The 21,788-nt window shown below is 45.5% G+C and carries 25 protein-coding genes; 23 read left to right on the top strand and 2 right to left on the bottom strand.

From position 1 onward, the window contains the following. Positions 1–404: 404 nt before the first annotated feature. From rpmH to K5X84_RS12495, 7 genes are read left to right on the top strand one after another with little or no spacing between them, the layout of a single operon-like run. Complete coding sequence (gene rpmH / locus K5X84_RS12525) at positions 405–539, top strand: 50S ribosomal protein L34 (RefSeq protein WP_054488948.1); 135 nt, start codon at positions 405–407, stop codon at positions 537–539. Beyond that, entirely contained in the window at positions 532–909 is a 378-nt protein-coding gene (gene rnpA, locus K5X84_RS12520; protein WP_222236072.1) for a ribonuclease P protein component, read from the top strand. Before rpmH ends, rnpA begins: the two co-directional genes overlap by 8 nt. Next, positions 861–1,172 carry a membrane protein insertion efficiency factor YidD gene (yidD, locus tag K5X84_RS12515; protein ID WP_222236071.1) on the top strand — a complete coding sequence of 104 codons (312 nt, stop codon included), beginning with the start codon at positions 861–863 and terminating at the stop codon, positions 1,170–1,172. Before rnpA ends, yidD begins: the two co-directional genes overlap by 49 nt. Next, on the top strand, positions 1,169–2,833 hold the full coding sequence (gene yidC / locus K5X84_RS12510; protein WP_222236069.1) for a membrane protein insertase YidC: 1,665 nt from the start codon (positions 1,169–1,171) through the stop codon (positions 2,831–2,833). Before yidD ends, yidC begins: the two co-directional genes overlap by 4 nt. Positions 2,834–2,887: 54 nt before the next feature. Further along, positions 2,888–3,568 (top strand): hypothetical protein, encoded by a 681-nt coding sequence (locus K5X84_RS12505; protein ID WP_222236068.1) that lies wholly within the window; start codon positions 2,888–2,890, stop codon positions 3,566–3,568. Further along, positions 3,558–4,934 carry a tRNA uridine-5-carboxymethylaminomethyl(34) synthesis GTPase MnmE gene (gene mnmE / locus K5X84_RS12500; protein ID WP_222237034.1) on the top strand — a complete coding sequence of 459 codons (1,377 nt, stop codon included), beginning with the start codon at positions 3,558–3,560 and terminating at the stop codon, positions 4,932–4,934. The genes K5X84_RS12505 and mnmE overlap by 11 nt, the downstream gene beginning before the upstream one ends. Before the next feature lie 36 nt (positions 4,935–4,970). Beyond that, the gene (locus K5X84_RS12495; RefSeq protein WP_222236066.1) at positions 4,971–6,650 is read left to right on the top strand and encodes an FUSC family protein; all 1,680 of its coding nucleotides are present in this window, start codon (positions 4,971–4,973) and stop codon (positions 6,648–6,650) included. Here the strand turns inward: K5X84_RS12495 and K5X84_RS12490 are convergent. Further along, on the bottom strand, positions 6,639–6,884 hold the full coding sequence (locus tag K5X84_RS12490) for a GIY-YIG nuclease family protein (RefSeq protein ID WP_222236064.1): 246 nt from the start codon (positions 6,882–6,884) through the stop codon (positions 6,639–6,641). The genes K5X84_RS12495 and K5X84_RS12490 overlap by 12 nt on opposite strands. Before the next feature lie 75 nt (positions 6,885–6,959). Between K5X84_RS12490 and gloA the strand changes: the two genes are divergently transcribed. Then, entirely contained in the window at positions 6,960–7,514 is a 555-nt protein-coding gene (gene gloA, locus K5X84_RS12485) for a lactoylglutathione lyase (protein ID WP_222236062.1), read from the top strand. 41 nt (positions 7,515–7,555) lie between these two features. Here gloA and K5X84_RS12480 read toward each other — a convergent pair whose 3' ends face one another. Further along, positions 7,556–8,050, bottom strand: coding sequence for a protein tyrosine phosphatase family protein (locus K5X84_RS12480; RefSeq protein WP_222236060.1), 495 nt, complete (start codon positions 8,048–8,050; stop codon positions 7,556–7,558). Between the two features lie 58 nt (positions 8,051–8,108). Here K5X84_RS12480 and K5X84_RS12475 point away from each other — a divergent pair, with 58 nt between their 5' ends. The 15 genes from K5X84_RS12475 (at position 8,109) to glmU (ending at position 21,788) form a co-directional block, all read left to right on the top strand. Then, a complete protein-coding gene (locus K5X84_RS12475; RefSeq protein ID WP_054488962.1) occupies positions 8,109–8,558 on the top strand; it encodes a flavodoxin domain-containing protein in 450 nt (149 codons plus the stop codon). Between the two features lie 393 nt (positions 8,559–8,951). Beyond that, the gene (mnmG, locus tag K5X84_RS12470) at positions 8,952–10,847 is read left to right on the top strand and encodes a tRNA uridine-5-carboxymethylaminomethyl(34) synthesis enzyme MnmG (protein ID WP_054488964.1); all 1,896 of its coding nucleotides are present in this window, start codon (positions 8,952–8,954) and stop codon (positions 10,845–10,847) included. Positions 10,848–10,856: 9 nt separating this feature from the next. Next, the gene (gene rsmG, locus K5X84_RS12465; protein WP_222236058.1) at positions 10,857–11,477 is read left to right on the top strand and encodes a 16S rRNA (guanine(527)-N(7))-methyltransferase RsmG; all 621 of its coding nucleotides are present in this window, start codon (positions 10,857–10,859) and stop codon (positions 11,475–11,477) included. Positions 11,478–11,525: 48 nt separating this feature from the next. After that, a complete protein-coding gene (locus tag K5X84_RS12460; RefSeq protein WP_054488968.1) occupies positions 11,526–12,317 on the top strand; it encodes a ParA family protein in 792 nt (263 codons plus the stop codon). 19 nt (positions 12,318–12,336) lie between these two features. Further along, complete coding sequence (locus K5X84_RS12455; RefSeq protein WP_054488970.1) at positions 12,337–13,212, top strand: ParB/RepB/Spo0J family partition protein; 876 nt, start codon at positions 12,337–12,339, stop codon at positions 13,210–13,212. Positions 13,213–13,380: 168 nt separating this feature from the next. Then, positions 13,381–13,767 carry an ATP synthase subunit I gene (locus K5X84_RS12450; RefSeq protein WP_054488972.1) on the top strand — a complete coding sequence of 129 codons (387 nt, stop codon included), beginning with the start codon at positions 13,381–13,383 and terminating at the stop codon, positions 13,765–13,767. Positions 13,768–13,779: 12 nt separating this feature from the next. After that, a complete protein-coding gene (atpB, locus tag K5X84_RS12445; RefSeq protein ID WP_222236057.1) occupies positions 13,780–14,577 on the top strand; it encodes a F0F1 ATP synthase subunit A in 798 nt (265 codons plus the stop codon). A gap of 65 nt (positions 14,578–14,642) precedes the next feature. After that, complete coding sequence (gene atpE, locus K5X84_RS12440; protein WP_011235847.1) at positions 14,643–14,900, top strand: F0F1 ATP synthase subunit C; 258 nt, start codon at positions 14,643–14,645, stop codon at positions 14,898–14,900. 37 nt (positions 14,901–14,937) lie between these two features. After that, positions 14,938–15,408, top strand: a complete 471-nt coding sequence (gene atpF / locus K5X84_RS12435) for a F0F1 ATP synthase subunit B (protein WP_054488976.1) — start codon at positions 14,938–14,940, stop codon at positions 15,406–15,408. A gap of 17 nt (positions 15,409–15,425) precedes the next feature. Further along, positions 15,426–15,959: a F0F1 ATP synthase subunit delta gene (gene atpH / locus K5X84_RS12430; RefSeq protein WP_054488978.1), complete on the top strand. Its 534-nt coding sequence runs from the start codon at positions 15,426–15,428 to the stop codon at positions 15,957–15,959. A 14-nt stretch (positions 15,960–15,973) separates the two neighbouring features. Then, positions 15,974–17,515, top strand: a complete 1,542-nt coding sequence (gene atpA / locus K5X84_RS12425) for a F0F1 ATP synthase subunit alpha (protein ID WP_054488980.1) — start codon at positions 15,974–15,976, stop codon at positions 17,513–17,515. A 54-nt stretch (positions 17,516–17,569) separates the two neighbouring features. After that, positions 17,570–18,433 carry a F0F1 ATP synthase subunit gamma gene (gene atpG, locus K5X84_RS12420; protein ID WP_054488982.1) on the top strand — a complete coding sequence of 288 codons (864 nt, stop codon included), beginning with the start codon at positions 17,570–17,572 and terminating at the stop codon, positions 18,431–18,433. Positions 18,434–18,475: 42 nt separating this feature from the next. Beyond that, positions 18,476–19,861, top strand: a complete 1,386-nt coding sequence (gene atpD / locus K5X84_RS12415) for a F0F1 ATP synthase subunit beta (protein WP_054488985.1) — start codon at positions 18,476–18,478, stop codon at positions 19,859–19,861. Between the two features lie 17 nt (positions 19,862–19,878). Continuing rightward, positions 19,879–20,295 (top strand): F0F1 ATP synthase subunit epsilon, encoded by a 417-nt coding sequence (locus K5X84_RS12410; protein WP_222236055.1) that lies wholly within the window; start codon positions 19,879–19,881, stop codon positions 20,293–20,295. Between the two features lie 122 nt (positions 20,296–20,417). After that, positions 20,418–21,788 (top strand): bifunctional UDP-N-acetylglucosamine diphosphorylase/glucosamine-1-phosphate N-acetyltransferase GlmU, encoded by a 1,371-nt coding sequence (gene glmU / locus K5X84_RS12405; RefSeq protein WP_222236054.1) that lies wholly within the window; start codon positions 20,418–20,420, stop codon positions 21,786–21,788.

The raw sequence follows: 21,788 nt of genomic DNA, 5'->3' as shown, positions 1-21,788 counted from the left end.
ACTCTTCTCCTGGATCGTTTTTTATTATCATAACCAAAGATTGTACTTCACTCAGTTCATATTCGCTAGTATAAACTGCCTGAAAACGGCATGAATAAAGGAGATAAAAAATAGTCACTGATGGCAGAACTGGCGCATAACTTGCTTGTAACCAGCCACTTTACCAAAACAGAAAAATCATCTAAAAAGTGAATAACTGTTATTTTATCCACATTCTTAATGTTATAATTGCTACAGATTGTGGATGAGATTAATTTAGGTTTTATTGCCTAAAACCGCCTCTTATCATTGACTCAATGCGAAAAGATCGGTAAGATCCGCGCTCTAAAAAATTCCGTTCACGTTTGGTTTCAACTTTTTCGGCCAGCGTGGGAAATAGCAAACTGACCGATGGAATATTAGTTATGAAAAGAACATTTCAACCAAGCGTATTAAAACGCAAACGTGCTCACGGCTTCCGTGCTCGCATGGCAAGTAAAAACGGCCGTAAAGTATTGGCTCGTCGCCGTGCTCGTGGTCGCAAAGTACTGAGTGCATAAAAGTATCTCATATGGAAGGGAGTTACGTCTGTTAACTCCCTCTCATTTCCAGACTGTATTCTCAAACCCTCCTGTAAAAGCCGTTACTGCTCATGTCACTATGTTGGCAACCCCCAATGAGTTAGAGCATCCACGTATAGGTGTTACTGTCAGTAAAAAGCGAGCGAAGCGCGCTGTTGACCGAAACCGCATAAAACGCCAGATACGTGAAACATTCCGTTTAAGACAGCACAAAATTCCCGGTTTTGACATTGTAATTATTGCCAAGCAGGGTATTGTCGAGCAGGATAACGCCGCATTACGGGATACGTTGAATTATTTATGGCGAAAATTAGCAAAGCGTTGCGAACAATACCAATCGCGTTCATAAAGGTTTATCAATGGTTTATTAGCCCATTGTTAGGCCCGCGTTGTCGATTTTATCCATCTTGCTCGCATTATGCCTGTGAGGCTATACAAAAACACGGTACAATCCGAGGTATTGGCCTTGCTGCAGTAAGAATTGGTAAATGTCATCCTGCCCACGAAGGCGGTTATGACCCCGTTCCGCCCAGTAAGCAAGAAATTAAGCCAGAAAATAACAATGAATCCGAATCTTTACTAAAACAGCCAACAGAGACGAAATCACTATGAATTCGCCACGCACGATATTATTTATTGCCTTTTTAGTGGTGTCATTCTTCCTATACCAAAATTGGATGGTGGAGACCGCACCCGGAACAAAAGCAAACGAAACCGCGACAGTAACGCAATCGAGCAATAACACTGAAAACAGCGATGTGCCTTCAAGTGGTTCAGCTGCGGCAGATGTACCGGAAGGTGATCAGCCCGTTGTTAGCCAACAATCAGAAACAACCATTCGCGTCCGCACCGACGTGCTTGATGTCGAAATTGATACTCACGGTGGTGACGTTGTTTCAACAGAGTTACTTAAGTTCGCCAAGGACTTAGGAACCGAAGAGCGTTTCCAGCTATTACAGAATAGATCAAATAGCGTCTACGTCGCACAGTCTGGCTTAATAGGCCCGGATGGTATCGATGCAAGCGGTGACGGTCGTCCGTCTTATAACTACGAAAAAGAAAGCTATCAGTCCGAAACTGACGTTATCGAAGTTCCGTTAACCTACACCACGGAAAGTGGCGCTATCTATCGTAAGGTATTTACTTTCACTCCCGGAAAGTACAACGTCGACGTTCGTTTTGAGATTGAGAACAATACTGCTAACGCGCTGAATACCCAGTTCTACGGACAACTTAAGCGCTCCATGGGTACTGGCGAAAGTGGCAGCATGATTATGCCAACCTACTTTGGTGCAGCGTACTCGCATGACGATGACAAGTTTGAAAAGTATGACTTTGACGACATGCTGGATAAAAAGCTGAACGTCACCTCGCAGACCGGTTGGGTCAGTATGCTTGAGCACTACTTCGTTTCGGCATGGATACCTGAACAGGGCCAGCCTAACCGCTTGTTCTCACGTGTTGCGAATGGCAGCCAGGCAATTATTGGTGTCATTTACCCGATGACCGAAATTCAGGCCGGCAGCTCAAAAGTCATTGAGTCACAGCTTTATCTGGGTCCTAAAGATCAGGACGCTATGGCACAAATAGTTGAGCACCTGGACTTAACCGTCGACTACGGTTTCCTTTGGTGGTTAGCTCAGCCAATATTTAAGCTGCTTCAATTTTTACAAAGCCTTGTCATTAACTGGGGTCTGGCCATTATTCTGACCACCGTTATTGTCAAAGCATTGCTGTTCCCATTGACCAAAGCGCAATACGTATCAATGGCTAAAATGCGTATGCTGCAGCCTAAAATGACCGCACTTCGTGAACGCTATGGCGACGACCGACAGAAAATGTCGAGCGCCATGATGAAGCTTTATAAAGAAGAAAAAGTAAATCCTCTGGGCGGTTGTCTGCCAATGCTGTTGCAGCTTCCAATCTTCCTGGCGCTTTACTGGGTGCTGTTGGAAAGTGTCGAACTGCGTCATTCAGAATTTGTATTCTGGATTCAGGACTTATCGACCAAGGACCCATACTACATCCTGCCAATATTAATGGGTGCCAGTATGTTTCTGATGCAGCGGCTGCAGCCAACACCAACGGCTGACCCAATGCAGCAGAAGCTGTTCCAGTATATGCCGGTTATATTTACCGTCTTCTTCCTGTGGTTCCCATCAGGTCTGGTACTGTACTGGCTGGTCAGTAACTTGATTACCATTGCACAAATGCTGATCATTTACCGTGGGTTAGAGAAGAAAGGAATAGACGTTAGGAACAAGAAGAAGTAATCAAGCATTAAGGCCCGGCAAACGCTGGGCTTTTATCCTATTGGGGGTACTGAAATGAATAAAAAGGACTTTTTTTATTTAGTCATCATCACAGGACTTGTTGCTTTTATTATTATCGATCAGAAGCCTTCCTCTCTGGCTGGTACAAGCCAACCTAAACAGCCTGGCCTCTCAAAACCAGAAACAGGCGTTAGTCCTGATGAATATGAAAATACCCGCAAAAATAAAATATCTAAGTCTATAGAATCCACTGCGCAAAAAACGAAAACAAACAAATATTCTGCAAGTCCGGATTCAGAAATTCATAAGAATAGTGATCTGCCCAAGCCTTCAGATAAACCTGAAAACAAAAAAACAACAGCTGATACGCACGCTGCACTCCAACACCATTCAGACCTAGTTGCGAACAGGTTCAATAAACAACGAGAGAATGAATTTAAGCAGGCACCGCCCGATGCTTGGGGCGATGATATGAAAAATGAAGTTGAAACTCTCTATTACACCAACATTAATCAATCAGATATCGAAAGTTTTGATGCAGAGTGTAAAGCGAAAATGTGTAATATAGATTTAGTTCTGGATGAAAACTCAAATAAAGCGACGTTTTCTAATATTTCCAGTAATATTTTCCCATCTTACCCTCGGAACCCGACTTTCGTAATAACAGAAATTTCGGATAATACCATCACAATAAAAGCTGATTTCGATGAACCAATCAATATCAATGACAACTGAAACAGACTTTGACGACACCATTGTTGCTCAGGCCACGCCACCCGGACGCGGTGGTGTTGGTATTGTTCGCGTTAGTGGCAAAGCCTGTAAAGATGTTGCTGAAAAACTGTTAGGCCATTGCCCCAAACCTCGTAAAGCCGAATACTTACCTTTTTACGATTTACAAAAACAACTGCTGGACGAAGGCATTGCGCTTTATTTCCCTGGTCCTAACTCCTTTACCGGCGAAGATGTCTTAGAGCTGCAAGGTCACGGCGGACCCGTTCTTATCGACATGATCATTAAGGCCATTCTGGAAATTCCCGGTATTCGTCCTGCACGACCTGGTGAATTTAGTGAACGAGCGTTTTTGAACGACAAGCTTGACCTCACCCAGGCAGAAGCTATTGCCGACTTAATTGATACCAATTCGGAGCAAGCCGCTAAAGCCGCATTACAAAGCCTAAAAGGTGAGTTTTCTCACAAAATTGATCAGTTGGTGGATGCCGTTATTCACCTACGCATGTACGTTGAGGCAGCCATCGACTTTCCGGATGAAGAAATCGACTTTCTTTCCGACGGTAAAGTCTCCGGCGATTTAGCTGAAATTATTGACCACCTGTTCCATATAGAACAGGAGGCCCGGCAAGGAACGCTTATGCGTGAAGGTATGCGCATTGTAATTGCCGGACGTCCTAATGCGGGTAAGTCCAGCTTGCTTAATGCTCTGGCAGGTCGCGAGTCCGCCATTGTTACCGAAATAGCCGGAACCACCCGTGATGTTCTGCGAGAACACATTCAAATAGACGGCATGCCGCTGCATATTATTGATACCGCCGGTTTACGCGAAAGCCCGGACCACGTTGAGAAAATAGGTATTGAACGCGCCTGGGATGAAATTCGTCAGGCAGATCGCGTTTTATTTATGGTCGACAGTCAGGAGACTTCTGCCATTCATCCTGACGACATATGGCCGGAATTTTTCGCTCAGTTACCTGAAGACATGCCCTACACCGTTATCCGCAATAAAGTCGACTTATCGGAAGAGCCTACCGGCATTGATGAGCACAACGGCATTCCGGTTATTCATTTATCCGCCAAAACTGGCCACGGCATTGAATTACTGCGCGAGCACTTAAAGCATTGTGTTGGATACAACACAACTGCAGAAGGAAGCTTTATGGCCAGACGCAGGCACTTAGAGGCTCTGGCTAAAGCAAAAACCCATTTACTGCAGGGTCAGGAGCAACTCGAAGCCAACATGGCCGGTGAAATACTGGCGGAAGAGCTACGTCTGACCCAACAGCACCTCAATGAAATTACTGGTGAGTTCACTTCTGACGATCTTCTCGGCCAGATTTTCGGTTCGTTCTGTATCGGCAAATAACGCGATTTCTTAGTCACCAAAAGCTAAGGAGCAACAGTGAAAGACAAGTTAGCGCAATGGGGGTTTGACTACGTCCGGCTCCGGTTTGGGTTCAGAACCGGCATTGCTGCCTGTTTGTCACTTGTTTTTGCCTGGGCACTTGGATTAGAACACCCTCAATGGGCCGCTATGACCGTCTGGGCCGTTTCGCAACCAACCCGAGGTCTTCTCGTAGAAAAAGCTGCCTATCGTGCTTTAGGTACCTTGCTGGGCACCATGTTTGGAATGATACTGGTTGTTTCTGCCGGCGGCGAGATCATCTGGCTGGTAGTCGGTTTATCACTCTGGGTAACCCTCTGTGTTTACACCGGCAATTTACTGCACGGTCTTATTTCCTACGGCACAATTTTGGCCGGGTACTCTGCCTCAATGGTCGTTCTTCTGACACAAAGCCCAGATGCTTTGATGCCACTGGGTATCGACCGTTTGCTTACAGTATTTGTCGGTATTATGACCTCGTTAGTTATTGGTTGGGCTTTTACTTATAAACGCGCGGAACAAACTTTAATTAACCAACTTCGCCGACTAACCGCCGCTAATTTACAGGATATCAGTCATTATTTTGCTGAACCGGATAAGGTTTCGCTTAACCTGTCTGAAAAGCTGTCGCAGTTAGCGGCCATAGAAGCTCAATTACTCGATCATGGTACCGGTTCTGTCAGCGCTCATGAGTCAGCCAAAACCTTACGTTTAGTCATTAACAGTCAGCTTGGCTTTTTCACCGAACTCAACATTCAGGAACCAGAAAACAATAAAGAAGTAAGTAATCACTTACTTGAATCTTCCAACAAACTAAATGCTTCCGCTAAACGCTCAGAAATTATTGAACCTCTCAGAAAAGCCCTGAAACTGATTAAAAACGATGCATTAAAAAGACGGTTCAGTGAATTTGTTGAAGCCACCAACGACCGTTTATCTTTTCGCGATTCAGGCAAAACGGCCAGCTCAACCCTGCTGACCAAAACTATTTTACACCGCGACTGGAGAGGCGCTCGTCAGGCAGCTATAAGAACCTTGGTTATAATGAGCCTAATTGGCGCAGCCTGGTGGTATACCGAATGGTTTCAGCTGGCTTATTTAATGTTAGGCGCCTCGGTTATGCTGACTCTATTTTCAACCGCTGATAACCCCGCTCTGACGATGAAGTATGTGTTTTTTGGGCAGTGTGCAGGAGCTTTAACTGCCATACTAATACAGGCCGCTGTCTGGCAATATCAGGATGCCATTTTTTGGATGTTAGTGGCGTTAATGCCCGTTATTTTGTTGGCCGGGTTTCCTATGTCTCATCAAAAAACTGCCAACGGCAGCATGGATTTTAATCTGGTTTTCTTGCTACTAATGCAGCCTTCAGTAGCTTATTCGTTCCATCTTGGTCACTCTATTACCATTGCTTTGGCCGTGGTCGCCGCACCATTACTTGCATTAGTTGCTTATCGTCTAATTTATCCGACAAGCTTAAAAGCTCGGTACCAAACTTTATTGCAAACACTGACAGAAGAAATTGACCAGCTCGACACCGAGAAACTCACCGAAAGCCAATACAAAAGGCGCAAAGCACGATTTTACCATCGAGTCATAAAGCTAACCCAAATTAGTGATAAGCTCGGCTTAAAAGAAAAAGACTCCATAATTGAACACCTTTTAACCGGACAAAAAAGACTCAACTCAACCGGTTAATTCGGCTTTTCTAACGCGAGACCAACGTTTTATTTCATATTCCCGTTGGCACGCTTTTGACCTATTAGGGTGCACCTCGCTCCAGACAAGCTCAACCGGACGACGCGCTCGTGTGTATTTAGCCCCTTTTTTATCATCCACATTGTGCTCATTAACGCGGCGCTCAACGTCAGTTGTCACACCGGTATAAAACGTATTATCAGCACACTTCACTAAATAAACCGACCAGGCCACGCTTGAACTCTCTCGTAATAAACCCAATAAACAGTGTAACAGCAGTTAATTACTGAACCGACTAAGGAAGCCATTATGAGCAGACATTTTGATGAAGCCAAGGGGTTATCGGAACAACATGACCCGGCAACGCACGACTTTGTTTTTAACCAGACCATGTTCCGCATAAAAGATCCGGAACGCACCTTAAAGTTCTACAGTGAGGTGTTGGGAATGACTCTGGTAAAACGCCTGGACTTTCCCGAAATGGAATTCACGCTTTATTTCATGGCTGCTATTTCACCGGAGCAACGTAAAGACTGGTCAACCGACCACGATAAACGTATTGAACAAACCTTTGGTCGTCCGGCTATGTTGGAGCTCACGCACAACTGGGGGGACGAAAACGACGATTCAGTGTCCTATCACAGTGGCAATGAAGAACCGAAAGGCTTTGGTCACATTGGATTCGCTGTGCCCGATATTGATGCCGCCTGTGAGCGTTTCGAAAAAATGGGCGTGGAATTTCAAAAACGCCCTAACGATGGAAAAATGAAAGGCATTGCTTTTATTAAAGACCCGGACGGCTATTGGATTGAGATATTTACACCAGAACGTCAGCCAGGGCTATTAAAAGAGCATTTAAAATAAAGGAAAAGGCCAGTTCATAAGAGCTGGCCTTTTTTGACTCGTCACTCAGAAAGCATCGTCTTCACTTTCTCTTCCAGCGACGTCATGCCATGTTCACGACCAACTTCTAACGCTTTTTCCACCGGCATTCCGTCTAACCAGCCCGCGCGCAAAGCCATCAGTGCGCCTACGCGGTTACTCGAAGCGCAATGCACCAGAATGGTTTTATCGCTATTTTCTAATAGAATACGATCAACCATACGTGCGTTCTCAAAGGTAACACCGTCTGCGCCATTAACCGGTACATGGTAATAAGCCATACCATTACGGGTCACAACAGCAGCTTCCTCGCTTTCGGTCATTTCTTTTTGTGAAAGCAAATTAATAACAACATCACCGCCGTTATCCGCAAATTCCGCTAACTGTTCATCTGAAGGCGTGCCCATAACCCAAAGGTTTTCAGACACTTGTTTAGGCGACTCTATACCAGCTGAAACATTGAATGAAACTATTACGGCACTTAAAGCCACTAATACCTTTATAAGACCTTTTACCATTTGGGTTCTCCTGTATGATTCGTGTTTTTCTAATAGTAGCAAATGAGCAAAAAAGTTTATGACCGTTTTACATCTTTTAGTGGGTACAACCTCCGGTAATACCGAGTTTTTAGCCGATACTGTCAGCGAAAAACTCAACGAACAAGGTATCGAAACCGAGCTTCACTACGAGCCAGAATTTGAAAAACTCCCGACCGATCAACCCTGGTTAGTTTTTCTAGCCAGTCACGGCGCCGGCGACTATGCCGACTCTATGCTGGATTTCTATGATGAAATAAATGATCCCCAAAGCCCTGATTTAACAGGACTAAACTACGCAGTTGTCGCTATTGGTGAGTCCTGCTACGACACCTTCTGCGAGGCGGGTCGTCATTGCGATAGCCGTTTGCAGGAACTCGGTGCCATTAAACTGGCTGATCGTTTAGAAATAGACATGCTGGAAGACGATCCGGAAGAAAAAACATTAACCTGGTTGCCCGCGATCACTGATTCTGTAAAGGCTCTGTGATCATACCCACATGCTTATACACAGCTATTTTAGCCTGTGATTAAAGCTGGCATAAGATCACTTAAGCACTGTCAATGGAGTGGGTATAACACTGGGGATAAACTGATCTGTGTATAACTACCCCACTTATCCACGATCTATGATCCCAGTTCAACCCCGGTTATCTACAGAGAGTGATCTTAATATGAGCTATATAAAAAAAGGGCTGTAGCGATCTATTCACAGAAAACCGCTGACTAGTAGTAATAACAATAAAAGATCTAAATAAGATCCTTTACTGATCTTCTTTAAGATCTTTAATAACACTGAACGAAATTTAACCATTTAGATTTATACAAAATCGCGTTAAAATAATCGGCTATTTTCCTATTCTTCAACGAAAGGTCACATTGAATGTCAGAACAGAGCCAACAACACTTTGATGTTATTGTTGTCGGTGGAGGACACGCCGGAACAGAAGCAGCTTTAGCCGCCGCTCGTTTAGGTGTTAAAACCCTATTGCTTACGCATAATATTGATACTTTAGGGCAAATGTCCTGTAACCCAGCCATTGGTGGAATAGGAAAAGGTCATTTAGTTAAGGAAATTGATGCCCTTGGTGGCTTCATGGCAAAAGCTGCAGATAAAGCCGGAATTCAGTTCAGAACACTGAATTCTTCAAAAGGTCCTGCAGTAAGAGCGACAAGAGCTCAGGCCGATCGCCAACTGTATAAACAAGCGATCCGCTACGCATTAGAAACACAGCCTAATTTGTCGATATTCCAACAAGGTTGTGATGATCTTATTGTTGAAAACGATCGCGTTACCGGCGTTGTTACCCAAATGGGTCTTAAATTTACCGCTAAAACCGTTGTTTTAACGGTAGGAACCTTCCTTGGCGGACAAATTCATATTGGTCTGGATAACTATCAAGGCGGCCGCGCAGGCGATCCTCCTGCAAATGCTTTAGCTAAACGCTTACGTTCATTGCCGTTACGAGTAGAGCGGTTAAAAACCGGCACACCACCGCGTATAGCCAGCCAAAGCGTCGATTTTTCAGTCATGCAGGAACAACCAGGCGATAACCCAACTCCGGTATTTTCCTATATGGGTTCGCGTGCTGATCATCCACAGCAAATCCCCTGTTACATTACGCACACCAATGAAAACACTCACGAAATTATTCGTTCAGGGCTTGATCGTTCGCCCATGTATTCAGGTGTGATTGAGGGTGTCGGGCCACGTTATTGCCCTTCTATCGAAGATAAAATTGTTCGTTTTGCTGAAAAAGGTTCACATCAAATATTCGTAGAACCTGAAGGTTTAGATACCTTTGAAGTTTACCCTAATGGTATTTCAACCAGTCTGCCGTTTGATGTTCAGCAGCGCCTGGTTCAGTCAATTAAAGGCTTCGAGAACGCTCATATTACGCGTCCGGGCTACGCCATAGAGTACGATTATTTTGATCCCAGAGATCTTAAACAATCGCTGGAAACCAAAGTCATTAACGGCTTGTTCTTTGCCGGCCAAATTAACGGCACAACCGGCTATGAAGAAGCCGGAGCACAAGGCCTTGTTGCTGGCTTAAATGCCGCATTGCAGGCACAGGATAAAGATTCCTGGTCACCACGACGTGATCAAGCCTACATGGGCGTGTTGATCGATGATCTGTCAACCTTGGGTACTCAGGAACCGTACCGTATGTTCACTTCGCGTGCGGAGTATCGTTTGCTTCTGCGTGAAGATAACGCCGATATTCGCTTAACCGAAATTGGTCGTAACCTTGGTTTAGTCGATGATGAACGCTGGGCTGCATTTAATAAGAAAATGGAAGCTGTTGAGCAGGAAAAACAACGGTTAAAAACCACCTGGGTGCATAAAGACCACGCTTCTGTGGAGCAAATTAATGCGTTGGTAAAAAGCCCTGTAACCAAAGAAGTCAGTGGCGAAGAGTTATTGAGACGTCCGGAGATCCATTATCAGGATCTTGCCAAGACGGATTTTTTTGCTCCGGGATTAGAAGATCCATTAGCCGCTGAACAAGTTGAAATTCAGATTAAATATGCAGGTTATATTTCGCGTCAGCACGATGAAATTGCGAAACAGCAGCGTCACGAAAATACTTTGCTTCCTTCACCTTTCGATTACGCTAAGATTAAAGGCTTATCGAATGAGGTTATTGCTAAGCTAAATGACCACCAGCCAGAAACAGTAGGCAAAGCGGCCCGTATTTCTGGTATAACACCTGCGGCCATTTCTATGCTTCTGGTGCACCTGAAAAAACAGGGTTTATTGCGTAAAAGTGCTTAAGGAAGGGATGTGAAAGAGCAGTTAAAGGAATTATTGGAGCAAGCGCAACTAACCTTGTCAGAGTCCCAAATTGACCAGCAACTGGCGTTAGTGGGTTTATTGGACAAGTGGAACAAAGCCTATAATCTGACCAGCGTAAGAAATCCAAAGGATATGCTCACAAGACATATTATGGACAGTCTGGCGGTTCGTCAGTATTTACAGGGACAACGTTTTATTGACGTTGGAACAGGCCCTGGTTTACCTGGGTTACCTTTGGCCATAGCAGAACCTGATAAAGAATTTGTTTTGCTCGATAGTTTAGGTAAGCGTATTCGTTTTATTCGTCAGGTTTGTCACGAGTTAAAATTAACCAATGTGACGCCGGTACAGGCCCGGGTTGAAGATTATCAGGACGAAAAAAAGTTTGACGGTGTAATCAGTAGAGCCTTTGCCTCGCTTAATGATATGCTTTCCTGGTGTGAGCATTTACCTTCAGATAAAGGACGGTTTTACGCTCTTAAAGGTTTATACCCGCAAGAAGAACTGGACGAACTGTCAGCAAACTATAAAACTGAAAGTATTGAGCAAATTAACGTTCCCGGCATTGACGCGAGCCGACATATCGTCATTATAAGCAAACGGTCATAAAACAACCGACAGTCGATTATCCGACAACAACAAGAGGTTATAAAACCCGTGGCTACAACCATTGCTATTGCAAATCAAAAAGGCGGAGTTGGAAAAACAACCACAGCAGTTAACCTGGCTGCTTCGATGGCTGCTACCCGTCGCAAAGTATTGTTGATCGATTTAGATCCTCAAGGTAATGCAACCATGGGTAGCGGCGTTGACAAGTACGACGTTGAAAACAGCATTTATGAATTGTTGATTGAAGAAAAGCCGGTTAAAGACGTTGCGGTAACAGACACTAACGGTAAGTATCATTTAATCGCGGCAAATGCTGATGCAACTGCCGCTGAAATTAAATTAATGGAAGTTTTTGCGCGGGAATTACGCTTGCGTAACGCACTAAAAGCTGTCCAGGACACCTACGATTACATTTTTATTGATTGCCCTCCATCGCTGAACATGCTGACGGTTAACGGCATGGCAGCGGCTGACTCTATTCTGGTGCCAATGCAGTGTGAGTACTATGCACTGGAAGGTTTGACAGCATTAATGGAAACCATTCGTCAGCTGGCCGATGTGGTTAACCCCGGGCTAGAGATAGAAGGTATTTTGCGGACTATGTACGATCCGCGTAACCGTTTGGCTAACGATGTTTCAGAACAACTAAAAAACCACTTTGGTGACAAAGTCTACCGAACAGTCATTCCGCGTAACGTGCGTTTAGCTGAAGCGCCTTCATTTGGTGCACCGGCTATGTATTACGATAAATCATCAACGGGTTCAAAGGCTTATTTGTCCTTAGCGGGTGAACTTATCCGACGTTCTGAAAATCGTAACGAAGTAGCAGAAGAATCATAACAAGGGAATTTAGCGAATCATGTCGGCAAAAAAACGAGGTTTAGGTCGTGGTCTGGATGCCTTACTGACCAGTAATCAGCAAAACTCTGATCGTCAATCTGAACAAGTGACGGAAGAAGTTAAAGGCGAATTACAGAAACTGCCGGTTGAACAGTTAAAACCCGGTCGTTATCAGCCTCGTAAAGACATGTCACCCGAAGCTTTGGAAGATTTAGCCGCTTCAGTGAAAGCTCAGGGTATTATTCAGCCTATTGTGGTTCGCCCTGTTGGCAAAGACGAATACGAAATTATTGCCGGGGAGCGTCGTTGGCGTGCAGCTCAGCTTGCGAAACTGGAGCTGGTTCCCTGCCTAATTAAAGACGTGCCGGATGAAGCGGCCGTTGCTATTGCATTAATTGAAAACATCCAGCGTGAAGACCTCAATGCAATGGAAGAAGCGACAGCGTTGCAACGCTTATTGGATGAGTTTCAGATGACCCACCAGGATGTTGCCCAGGCTGTCGGTAAATCGCGTACTACTGTAACGAATTTACTGCGCCTAAATAATTTACAGGACGGCGTGAAAGTCTTGCTTGAACGTGGCGACATTGAGCTGGGTCACGCTAAGTTGTTGCTGGCATTAGAAGGTGAACAACAAGCCGATGTAGCACAGCAAATTGTTGCAAAAGATATGACCGTACGTGACGCCGAAAAACTGGTCAGACGTACTATCGACCCACCAAAACAAACTGAAAAGCCCGAACCAGACGCAAACATTGAACATTTAGAGACGAAATTGTCTGAGACTCTGGGCGCGAAAGTTTCCATCAATCACGGTCGTAAAGGAAAAGGAAAACTGGTTATCAGTTATACCAACCTGGACGAACTGGATGGAATTCTGACTCACATCAAATAATTATTCCAATGTATTGATTGTTGTAGAACTTTTGTTAAATGGCATAGAAACCGTTGCCTACAGGCAAATTTGTTTGCAATTACATGGCAGATCTTTATACTAGCGCGAGTTTCATTGTGGCTGGTTGAAAGCCACATAAAGATAGCCGCCAGTTAAAAGGTTTTGGTCGTGACACAGGCACTCAATGCGGTAGGTAAAAAACTGGCAGGAAGAATAGTAGGCACACAATTTATTGTGGTCTTAGTTGCTGCACTTGTCACGATATTGGTTTCGAATACGCAGTCGGCTTTAGGTATTCTTTGTGGCGGATTAACCGCTGTAATACCCAACGCACTATTTGCACTTATTGCTTTTAAACATGCAGGTGCACGCGCTAATCAGAAAGTTGTACAAAGCTTCTTTTTAGGCGAAGGCGTTAAGCTTCTGCTAACAGCATTGCTGCTCATGCTCGCACTGCTGATAACAAATTTATATCCTGTGTGGTTACTGATCGGCTTCGTTATTGCCGTCACCATGCAGTGGATAGCACCGGTTTTATTTTTAAAATCAACCTAACTGGGAAACAACATGGTAAGTGGAGAACAAACTCCGACTCAGTATATCCAGCATCACCTCCAAAATTGGACGGTTGGTGAAGGGTTCTGGGCGGTGAACGTCGATACTATCTTCTGGTCCGTGTTACTGGGTGTGCTGTTTCTGTGGAGTTTCCGCAGAGTAGCCAAAAAATCCTCTGCTGGGGTACCTGGTAAATGGCAATGCTTTGTCGAAATGATTGTCGAGTTTGTCGACAACAGCGTCAAAGAGTCCTTTCACGGTAAAGATAAACTGATTGCGCCTCTGGCATTAACCATCTTTGTCTGGATATTCCTGATGAACCTGATGGACTTAATTCCAGTTGATTGGTTGCCTTGGGCATCTCAACAAATTGGATACCATTTGGGCTTTGTTGACGATCCGCATGACGTCTACATGAAAGTTGTACCAACAACTGACCTGAACACAACTTTTGCTCTGAGTATCAGCGTCTTTGCGCTCATTATTATCTACTCAATTAAGTACAAAGGCGTGAAAGGCTTTGCCAAAGAAATGACATTAACCCCGTTTAATCACTGGGCGTTAATGCCGGTAAACTTTGTGCTTGAAAGTATCACGTTACTGGCAAAACCAGCGTCACTGGCACTGCGTTTGTTCGGTAACCTGTATGCGGGTGAATTGATATTTATTCTGATTGCAATGATTGGATTATTCCAGCTACCAGCGCACTTTGCCTGGGCTGTGTTCCATATTCTGGTCATTACATTGCAAGCGTTTATTTTCATGATGCTGACCATTGTTTACTTAAGCATGGCTTCATCTGAACACTAGTGTTCTAAACAAAAAGTTTTTAGCTTTACTTTTAACTTTAATCTACTGAAAAACTGGAGAAATCAATGGAAACTGTAGTTGCTTTTACTGCTATCGCTGTATCAATCATGATCGGTCTGGCTGCACTGGGTACAGCACTGGGCTTTGGTATTCTGGGTGGTAAATTCCTGGAAGCTGCTGCTCGTCAACCAGAATTGGCACCACAGCTGCAAGTTAAGATGTTCATCGTAGCTGGTCTTATCGATGCTATCGCAATGATCGGCGTTGCTGTTGCATTGCTGTTCACGTTTGCGAACCCATTCTTAACCCAGGTAGCAGGCTAATCGTTATTCGACGGTCACCAACTGAAGGAGGTCCGTTGTGAATATCAACGCTACTCTAATTGGACAATCGATCGCGTTTGCCGTGTTCGTGTGGTTCTGCATGAAATTTGTATGGCCACCGATCATCAAGGCTATTGAGGAACGTCAGAAGAAAATTGCTGACGGCCTTAATGCCGGTGAACGTGCTCAAAAAGATTTAGAGAAAGCCCAGCAAGAAATTGCCGAGCAGCTCAAAGAGGCGAAACAGCAAGCCGCTGAAATCATTGAACAGTCGAAAAAACGTGGCGCTAAAATTGTTGAGGAAGAAACTCAACGTGGCCACGAAGAACGTGAAAAAATCGTTGCGTCTGGACATGAAGAAGTGACAGCTGAGCGTAACCGCGTTCGCGAAGAGTTGCGTAAGCAAGTCGCCGTATTGGCGGTTTCTGGGGCTCAGAAAATCATTGAGCGTGAAATTGATAAAGACGCTCATAGCGACATTGTTGAAAAACTGGTCGCTGAACTTTAATAAAGGGGTTTGAGCTTATGTCAGAACTGACTACGGTCGCTCGCCCTTACGCAAAAGCAGCTTTTGATTTTGCTTTAGAACAGGGAGCGCTCGATAAGTGGGCAGAAATGCTTAGCTTCGCTGCTGCGGTAGCGCAAGATGAGACTATTGCCTCATTTTTGAGCAGCTCTTCGACTGTTGGAAAAACGACAGATGTTTTCTTGGGTGTTTGCGGCGACGAGCTCGACGATAACGCTAAGAACTTCGTTAAAGTACTGGCTGAAAATGAACGTTTGCCAGTACTTCCAGCGGTTAGTGAGCTCTATCAGACGCTTCGTGCTGAACACGACAAAGAAGTCACTGTAGATGTGAAGTCAGCGGTTAAACTGCTGAAAGCACAACAAACGGCTTTGAGTAAAGCACTTGAGAAGCGCCTGCAACGCAAAATTAAGCTGAACTGCAGTGTCGACAAGTCCATTATTGGCGGACTTGTTATAGAAGCTGGTGATACCGTTATTGACGGCACCTTGCGCGGCAAGCTCGATAGACTTGCTTACGCACTGCAATCCTAATTGGGGACTTGAGCATGCAATTGAATTCAAATGAAATCGCAGAACTGATCAAACAGCGAATTGAGAAGTTCGAAGTCACCAGCGAAGCCCGCAACGAAGGTACCATCATGTCTGTACAAGACGGTATCATTCGCATTCACGGACTTGCAGACTGTCTGCAAGGTGAAATGGTCGAGCTACCTGGTAATCGTTACGCTATCGCACTGAACCTTGAACGTGATTCTGTTGGTGCGGTTGTTATGGGTCCTTATGCAGATTTGCAGGAAGGCACCAAAGTAAAATCTACTGGCCGTATCCTTGAAGTTCCGGTCGGCGAAAAACTGTTGGGCCGTGTGGTAAACACACTAGGTCAGCCTATCGACGGTAAAGGTCCAATTGAAGCTGACGGCTATGAGCCAGTTGAGAAAATCGCCCCGGGCGTTATCGAACGTCAGTCGGTTGATCAGCCAGTACAAACTGGTTACAAGTCAATTGACTCGATGATTCCAGTTGGTCGTGGTCAGCGTGAGCTTATCATCGGTGACCGTCAGACAGGTAAAACAGCTTTAGCCGTAGACGCTATTATCAACCAGAAAGACTCTGGTATTAAGTGTGTTTACGTAGCCATTGGTCAGAAGAACTCAACCATCTCTGCTGTTGTACGTAAGCTGGAAGAGCACGGCGCATTGGAAAACACCATTGTGGTTGCGGCTTCTGCTTCTGAATCTGCAGCACTGCAATACTTAGCAGCTTATTCTGGCTGTACTATGGGTGAATACTTCCGTGACCGTGGTGAAGACGCTTTGATCGTATACGATGACCTCTCTAAGCAGGCTGTTGCATACCGTCAAATTTCACTGTTGCTGCGCCGTCCGCCAGGTCGTGAAGCATTCCCTGGTGACGTTTTCTACCTCCACTCTCGCTTACTTGAGCGTGCAGCGCGTGTTAACGCTGACTACGTAGAAAAATTCACTGACGGTAAAGTAAAAGGCCAGACAGGTTCTTTAACTGCCTTACCTATCATTGAAACTCAGGCAGGTGACGTATCGGCGTTCGTACCGACTAACGTTATCTCAATCACCGATGGTCAGATCTTCCTGGAAACTGACTTGTTTAACTCAGGTATTCGTCCTGCGGTTAACGCCGGTGTCTCGGTTTCTCGTGTTGGTGGTTCAGCACAAACGAAAATCATCAAGAAATTGGGTGGCGGTATCCGTCTTGCCCTGGCTCAGTACCGTGAATTGGCGGCGTTCGCTCAGTTTGCATCTGACCTTGATGAATCGACTCGTTCACAGTTGGAGCACGGTCAGCGTGTAACCGAACTGATGAAACAGAAACAGTACAAGCCTATGAGCGTGTCTCAAATGGCTGTATCAATTTATGCCGTTGAAAAAGGCTTCTTGAAAGACGTAGAAATCGACAAAATCATGGATTTTGAAGAATCGCTGCAATCTTTCATGGCGAGCGAATACGCCGAGCTAATGGCTGAGATTGATAAAACTGGCAACTATAACGACGACATCGATGCGCAATTGAAAGCTGCGCTTGAGAAATTCAAGCAAACGCAATCATGGTAATCGCACCTGGCCGCAGTAGCGGCCATTTGTCGTTGAGTTAACAGGAGAATCGTCATGGCCAGCGGTAAAGAGATAAAAACTCAGATCTCGAGTATCGGTAATACTCAGAAGATCACCAGTGCTATGGAAATGGTCGCTGCGTCGAAAATGAAAAAGGCGCAGGAACGTATGGAGGCTAGTCGCCCCTATGCGGACACCATTCGCAAGGTGATTGGTCATGTGGCGCGCGGTAACCTTGAATATCGTCATCCATTTATGGAAGAACGTCAGGTTAAGCGTGTGGGTTACATCATTGTTTCTACCGACCGTGGTTTGTGTGGCGGCTTGAACGGTAATGAGTTCAAGAAAGTCGTTAAGCACGCTAACGAATGGAAAGAGCAAGATGTTGAAGCGGATTTTGCCGCAATAGGCAGCAAAGCAACCGGTTTCTTCAAGCGTTTTGGTAAGTTGAAAGCGCAAGTTTCAGGTATGGGCGATAAGCCAGAACTGAAAGAAATCACCGGTTCTATCCAGGTTATGCTGGATGCCTTTGAAGAAGGTAAAATCGATCGCTTGTACGTTGTATTCAACAAGTTTGTGAATACGATGACCCAGGAGCCGACCATTCATCAATTGTTGCCATTGCCGCAAGCAGGATCGGAAGAAGAAGTACAGACAGGTAGCTGGGATTACCTGTATGAGCCGAATCCGGAAAGTATTCTAGATACGCTAATTCGTCGCTTTGTAGAAATGCAAGTGTATCAAGGTGTCGTAGATAACTTTGCTAGTGAGCAAGCCGCTCGGATGATTGCGATGAAAGCTGCAACCGACAACGCCGAAGATATTATCGATCAACTGCAATTGCAGTATAACAAGGCGCGTCAGGCAGCAATTACGCAAGAAATTTCGGAAATCGTGTCCGGCGCCGAAGCGGTATAACGCGGCAACGGTTAACAGAATTGAAGAGTTAGAGGAAACGTCATGAGTCAAGGTAAGGTCGTACAAATTATCGGCGCCGTTGTGGATTTAGAATTTCCACAAGACGCTGTACCAAAAGTATACGACGCACTGAAAGTGACCGAAGGTGGCTTAGAAGGTTTGGTTCTTGAAGTTCAGCAGCAGCTGGGCGGCGGAATCGTACGTGCCATCGCAATGGGTACAACTGACGGTCTGCGTCGTGGTATCACCGCTGAAAACACCGGTGAATCAATCATGGTTCCAGTGGGTAAGAAGACCCTGGGCCGTATTATGGATGTATTGGGTAACCCAATCGATGAAGCGGGCCCTATCGGTGAAGACGAGAAAATGTCTATTCACCGTGCGGCACCAAGCTACGAAGAACAGTCAAACACTAACGAACTGTTAGAAACAGGTATTAAAGTCATCGACTTGATTTGCCCGTTTGCTAAAGGTGGTAAAGTTGGTCTGTTCGGTGGTGCTGGTGTTGGTAAAACCGTTAACATGATGGAGCTTATCCGTAACATCGCAATCGAGCACAGCGGTTACTCAGTATTCGCTGGTGTTGGTGAGCGTACTCGTGAAGGTAACGACTTCTATCACGAGATGAACGATTCAAACGTTCTGGATAAAGTATCACTGGTTTATGGTCAGATGAACGAGCCACCGGGTAACCGTTTACGTGTTGCTTTGACGGGTTTGACTATCGCTGAGAAATTCCGTGACGAAGGTCGCGACGTACTTTTCTTCGTTGATAACATCTACCGTTACACTCTGGCCGGTACTGAGGTATCAGCACTGTTAGGCCGTATGCCTTCAGCGGTTGGTTATCAGCCTACCCTGGCCGAAGAAATGGGTGTTCTGCAGGAACGTATCACCTCTACTAAGACGGGTTCAATCACGTCGGTACAGGCGGTTTACGTACCAGCGGATGACTTGACTGACCCATCTCCGGCAACAACCTTTGCTCACTTGGATGCAACCGTTGTACTTAACCGTGACATCGCGTCATTGGGTATCTACCCTGCGGTTGACCCGTTGGATTCAACGTCACGTCAGTTGGACCCACAGGTTATCGGTGATGAGCACTACGACACAGCAATGGGTGTTCAGGAAGTACTGCAACGCTATAAAGAGCTGAAAGACATCATTGCGATTCTGGGTATGGACGAGCTGTCTGAAGAAGACAAACTGTCTGTATCTCGTGCTCGTAAAATTCAGCGCTTCTTGTCGCAGCCTTTCTTCGTAGCCGAAGTATTCACTGGTGCTCCAGGTAAATATGTATCTTTGAAAGATACTATTGCCGGCTTTAAAGGCATTTTGGATGGTGATTACGACGATATGCCAGAGCAGGCCTTCTACATGGTTGGTACCATCGAAGAAGCGGTAGAAAAAGCCAAAAACCTGTAACCGACCGGGAGGTTTGAATGGCAACACAAACATTAAATCTGGACATTGTTAGCGCTGAAGACAAATTGTTCTCAGGCGTTGTACAAACGGTTCAGGTCACTGGTAGCGAAGGTGAGATGGGTATTTACCCAGGTCACGCGCCCCTGCTGACAAAAATCAAACCAGGTATGGTTCGGTATGTCAGCGAAGCGGGCGACGAAGAGCTTCTGTATGTCGCCGGTGGAGTGTTAGAAGTACAGCCTGGTCATGTCATTGTACTAGCAGACGTTGCTGTTCGTGGTGACGATCTCGATGAGAAAGAAGCTGAAGCGGCGAAGAAACGCGCTGAAGAAGCCATTGCTGACTCAAGTGCAGATGTGACCTATGCAGAGGCAATCGCCGAGTTATCGCGCGCATTGGCTCAGCTTGAGGTTATTCGTAAGCTTAAGCGCTAAAACTTCTGCGTTAAAATACGTAAAAGGCCTTGTTGTTAGTGCAACAGGGCCTTTTTTGTCGTTACAATAGGTGTACGTAATAAAGCTGCTGCAAGCGATACTGAATTAAGGATCTCATTAATATGAAGTTACGCGTTGTTATTCTGGCCGCAGGGAAAGGAACCCGCATGCGTTCAGACTTACCCAAAGTGCTGCATAAAGTGGCGAATAAACCGATGGTAGAACACGTCATTGATACTGCCAGGTCATTAAAGCCAGATGCCATTAATTTAATTTATGGTCATGGTGGCGATCAGCTGCAGCAAGCTATTGCCGGCGACGACTTAACCTGGGTAGAGCAACGTGAACAATTGGGTACCGGTCATGCCGTTCAACAGGTTATCCCGCACCTTAAAAGCAATGAAAAAGTCATTATTTTGTATGGTGACGTGCCCCTGTTAACCGAGTCCACTTTAATTAAGCTGGTAACTGCCAGTGCTAATACCTCGCTTGGCTTGCTGACTATGACGTTAGCGGAACCAACAGGTTATGGTCGTATTGTGCGTAACGAACGCCGCAGCGTAACCGGCATTGTTGAGCAAAAAGACGCAAATGCGCAGCAGTTAGCTATAGACGAAGTAAACACCGGTATTATGATAGCTGACAGCGACAAGCTAAAAGGCTGGCTTGAGCAACTCAGCAATGACAACGCGCAGAAAGAATATTACCTGACTGACATTGTGGAAATGGCCGCCCAGGAAGGCGTAAATATTGCTACTGCACAGCCTGACAACGCGCAGGAAGTGGAAGGTGCCAACAACCGCCAGCAGTTAGCTTCGCTAGAGCGCGCATTGCAGCAGCGTCAGGCCGAAGAGCTGATGACTCAGGGCGTGACCTTAATTGACCCTGCTCGTTTTGATTGCCGCGGTAAATTGAGTGCCGGCAGCGACGTCACTATTGATATTAATGCGGTTTTTGAAGGTAATGTGGTTCTTGGAGACCGCGTTGTTATAGAGCCAAACTGTGTCATTAGAAACTCCGTTATTGGCGACGACACTGTTATTCGCGCGAACTCTCATATAGAAGATGCAAAAGTGGCGAAAGGCTGTAAAGTCGGTCCTTTTGCACGGCTGCGACCCGGCGCGGAACTTGCGGATGAAGCGCAGGTCGGAAACTTTGTCGAAATGAAAAAAAGCCGTTTAGGTAAAGGCTCAAAGGCCAGTCATTTAACCTACCTTGGTGACACTCAAGTGGGTGAATACGCAAACATTGGTGCAGGTACCATTACCTGCAATTACGATGGTGTGAATAAAGCGCTTACTGAAATTGGTGACGGCGCTTTTATTGGTTCAAACAGCTCTCTGGTTGCGCCTGTCTCCATTGGTAAAAATGCCACCGTCGGTGCCGGCTCGGTCATAACCCGAACGGTAGCAGATGACGAACTGGCTGTAGCCCGGGGCAAGCAGCGTAATATCAGCGGATGGCAACGTCCACAGTCGAAAAAAGGAAGTTAA

The organism is Idiomarina abyssalis (assembly GCF_019797805.1).
Classification (GTDB): Bacteria; Pseudomonadota; Gammaproteobacteria; order Enterobacterales; family Alteromonadaceae; genus Idiomarina; species Idiomarina abyssalis.
The sequence above is the reverse complement of the archived record's forward strand: the minus strand, read 5'-3'. Positions and strand labels throughout refer to the sequence as shown.

Coding starts and splice junctions, on each gene's coding strand:
- K5X84_RS12410 (WP_222236055.1), top strand. CDS start 19,879: ATGGCAACACAAACATTAAATCTGGACATTGTTAGCGCTGAAGACAAA.
- K5X84_RS12505 (WP_222236068.1), top strand. CDS start 2,888: ATGAATAAAAAGGACTTTTTTTATTTAGTCATCATCACAGGACTTGTT.
- glmU (WP_222236054.1), top strand. CDS start 20,418: ATGAAGTTACGCGTTGTTATTCTGGCCGCAGGGAAAGGAACCCGCATG.
- atpA (WP_054488980.1), top strand. CDS start 15,974: ATGCAATTGAATTCAAATGAAATCGCAGAACTGATCAAACAGCGAATT.
- atpD (WP_054488985.1), top strand. CDS start 18,476: ATGAGTCAAGGTAAGGTCGTACAAATTATCGGCGCCGTTGTGGATTTA.
- K5X84_RS12455 (WP_054488970.1), top strand. CDS start 12,337: ATGTCGGCAAAAAAACGAGGTTTAGGTCGTGGTCTGGATGCCTTACTG.
- rpmH (WP_054488948.1), top strand. CDS start 405: ATGAAAAGAACATTTCAACCAAGCGTATTAAAACGCAAACGTGCTCAC.
- K5X84_RS12475 (WP_054488962.1), top strand. CDS start 8,109: ATGACCGTTTTACATCTTTTAGTGGGTACAACCTCCGGTAATACCGAG.
- atpG (WP_054488982.1), top strand. CDS start 17,570: ATGGCCAGCGGTAAAGAGATAAAAACTCAGATCTCGAGTATCGGTAAT.
- atpE (WP_011235847.1), top strand. CDS start 14,643: ATGGAAACTGTAGTTGCTTTTACTGCTATCGCTGTATCAATCATGATC.
- atpB (WP_222236057.1), top strand. CDS start 13,780: ATGGTAAGTGGAGAACAAACTCCGACTCAGTATATCCAGCATCACCTC.
- K5X84_RS12480 (WP_222236060.1), bottom strand. CDS start 8,050: ATGGTAAAAGGTCTTATAAAGGTATTAGTGGCTTTAAGTGCCGTAATA.
- gloA (WP_222236062.1), top strand. CDS start 6,960: ATGAGCAGACATTTTGATGAAGCCAAGGGGTTATCGGAACAACATGAC.
- atpH (WP_054488978.1), top strand. CDS start 15,426: ATGTCAGAACTGACTACGGTCGCTCGCCCTTACGCAAAAGCAGCTTTT.
- yidC (WP_222236069.1), top strand. CDS start 1,169: ATGAATTCGCCACGCACGATATTATTTATTGCCTTTTTAGTGGTGTCA.
- yidD (WP_222236071.1), top strand. CDS start 861: ATGGCGAAAATTAGCAAAGCGTTGCGAACAATACCAATCGCGTTCATA.
- mnmE (WP_222237034.1), top strand. CDS start 3,558: ATGACAACTGAAACAGACTTTGACGACACCATTGTTGCTCAGGCCACG.
- mnmG (WP_054488964.1), top strand. CDS start 8,952: ATGTCAGAACAGAGCCAACAACACTTTGATGTTATTGTTGTCGGTGGA.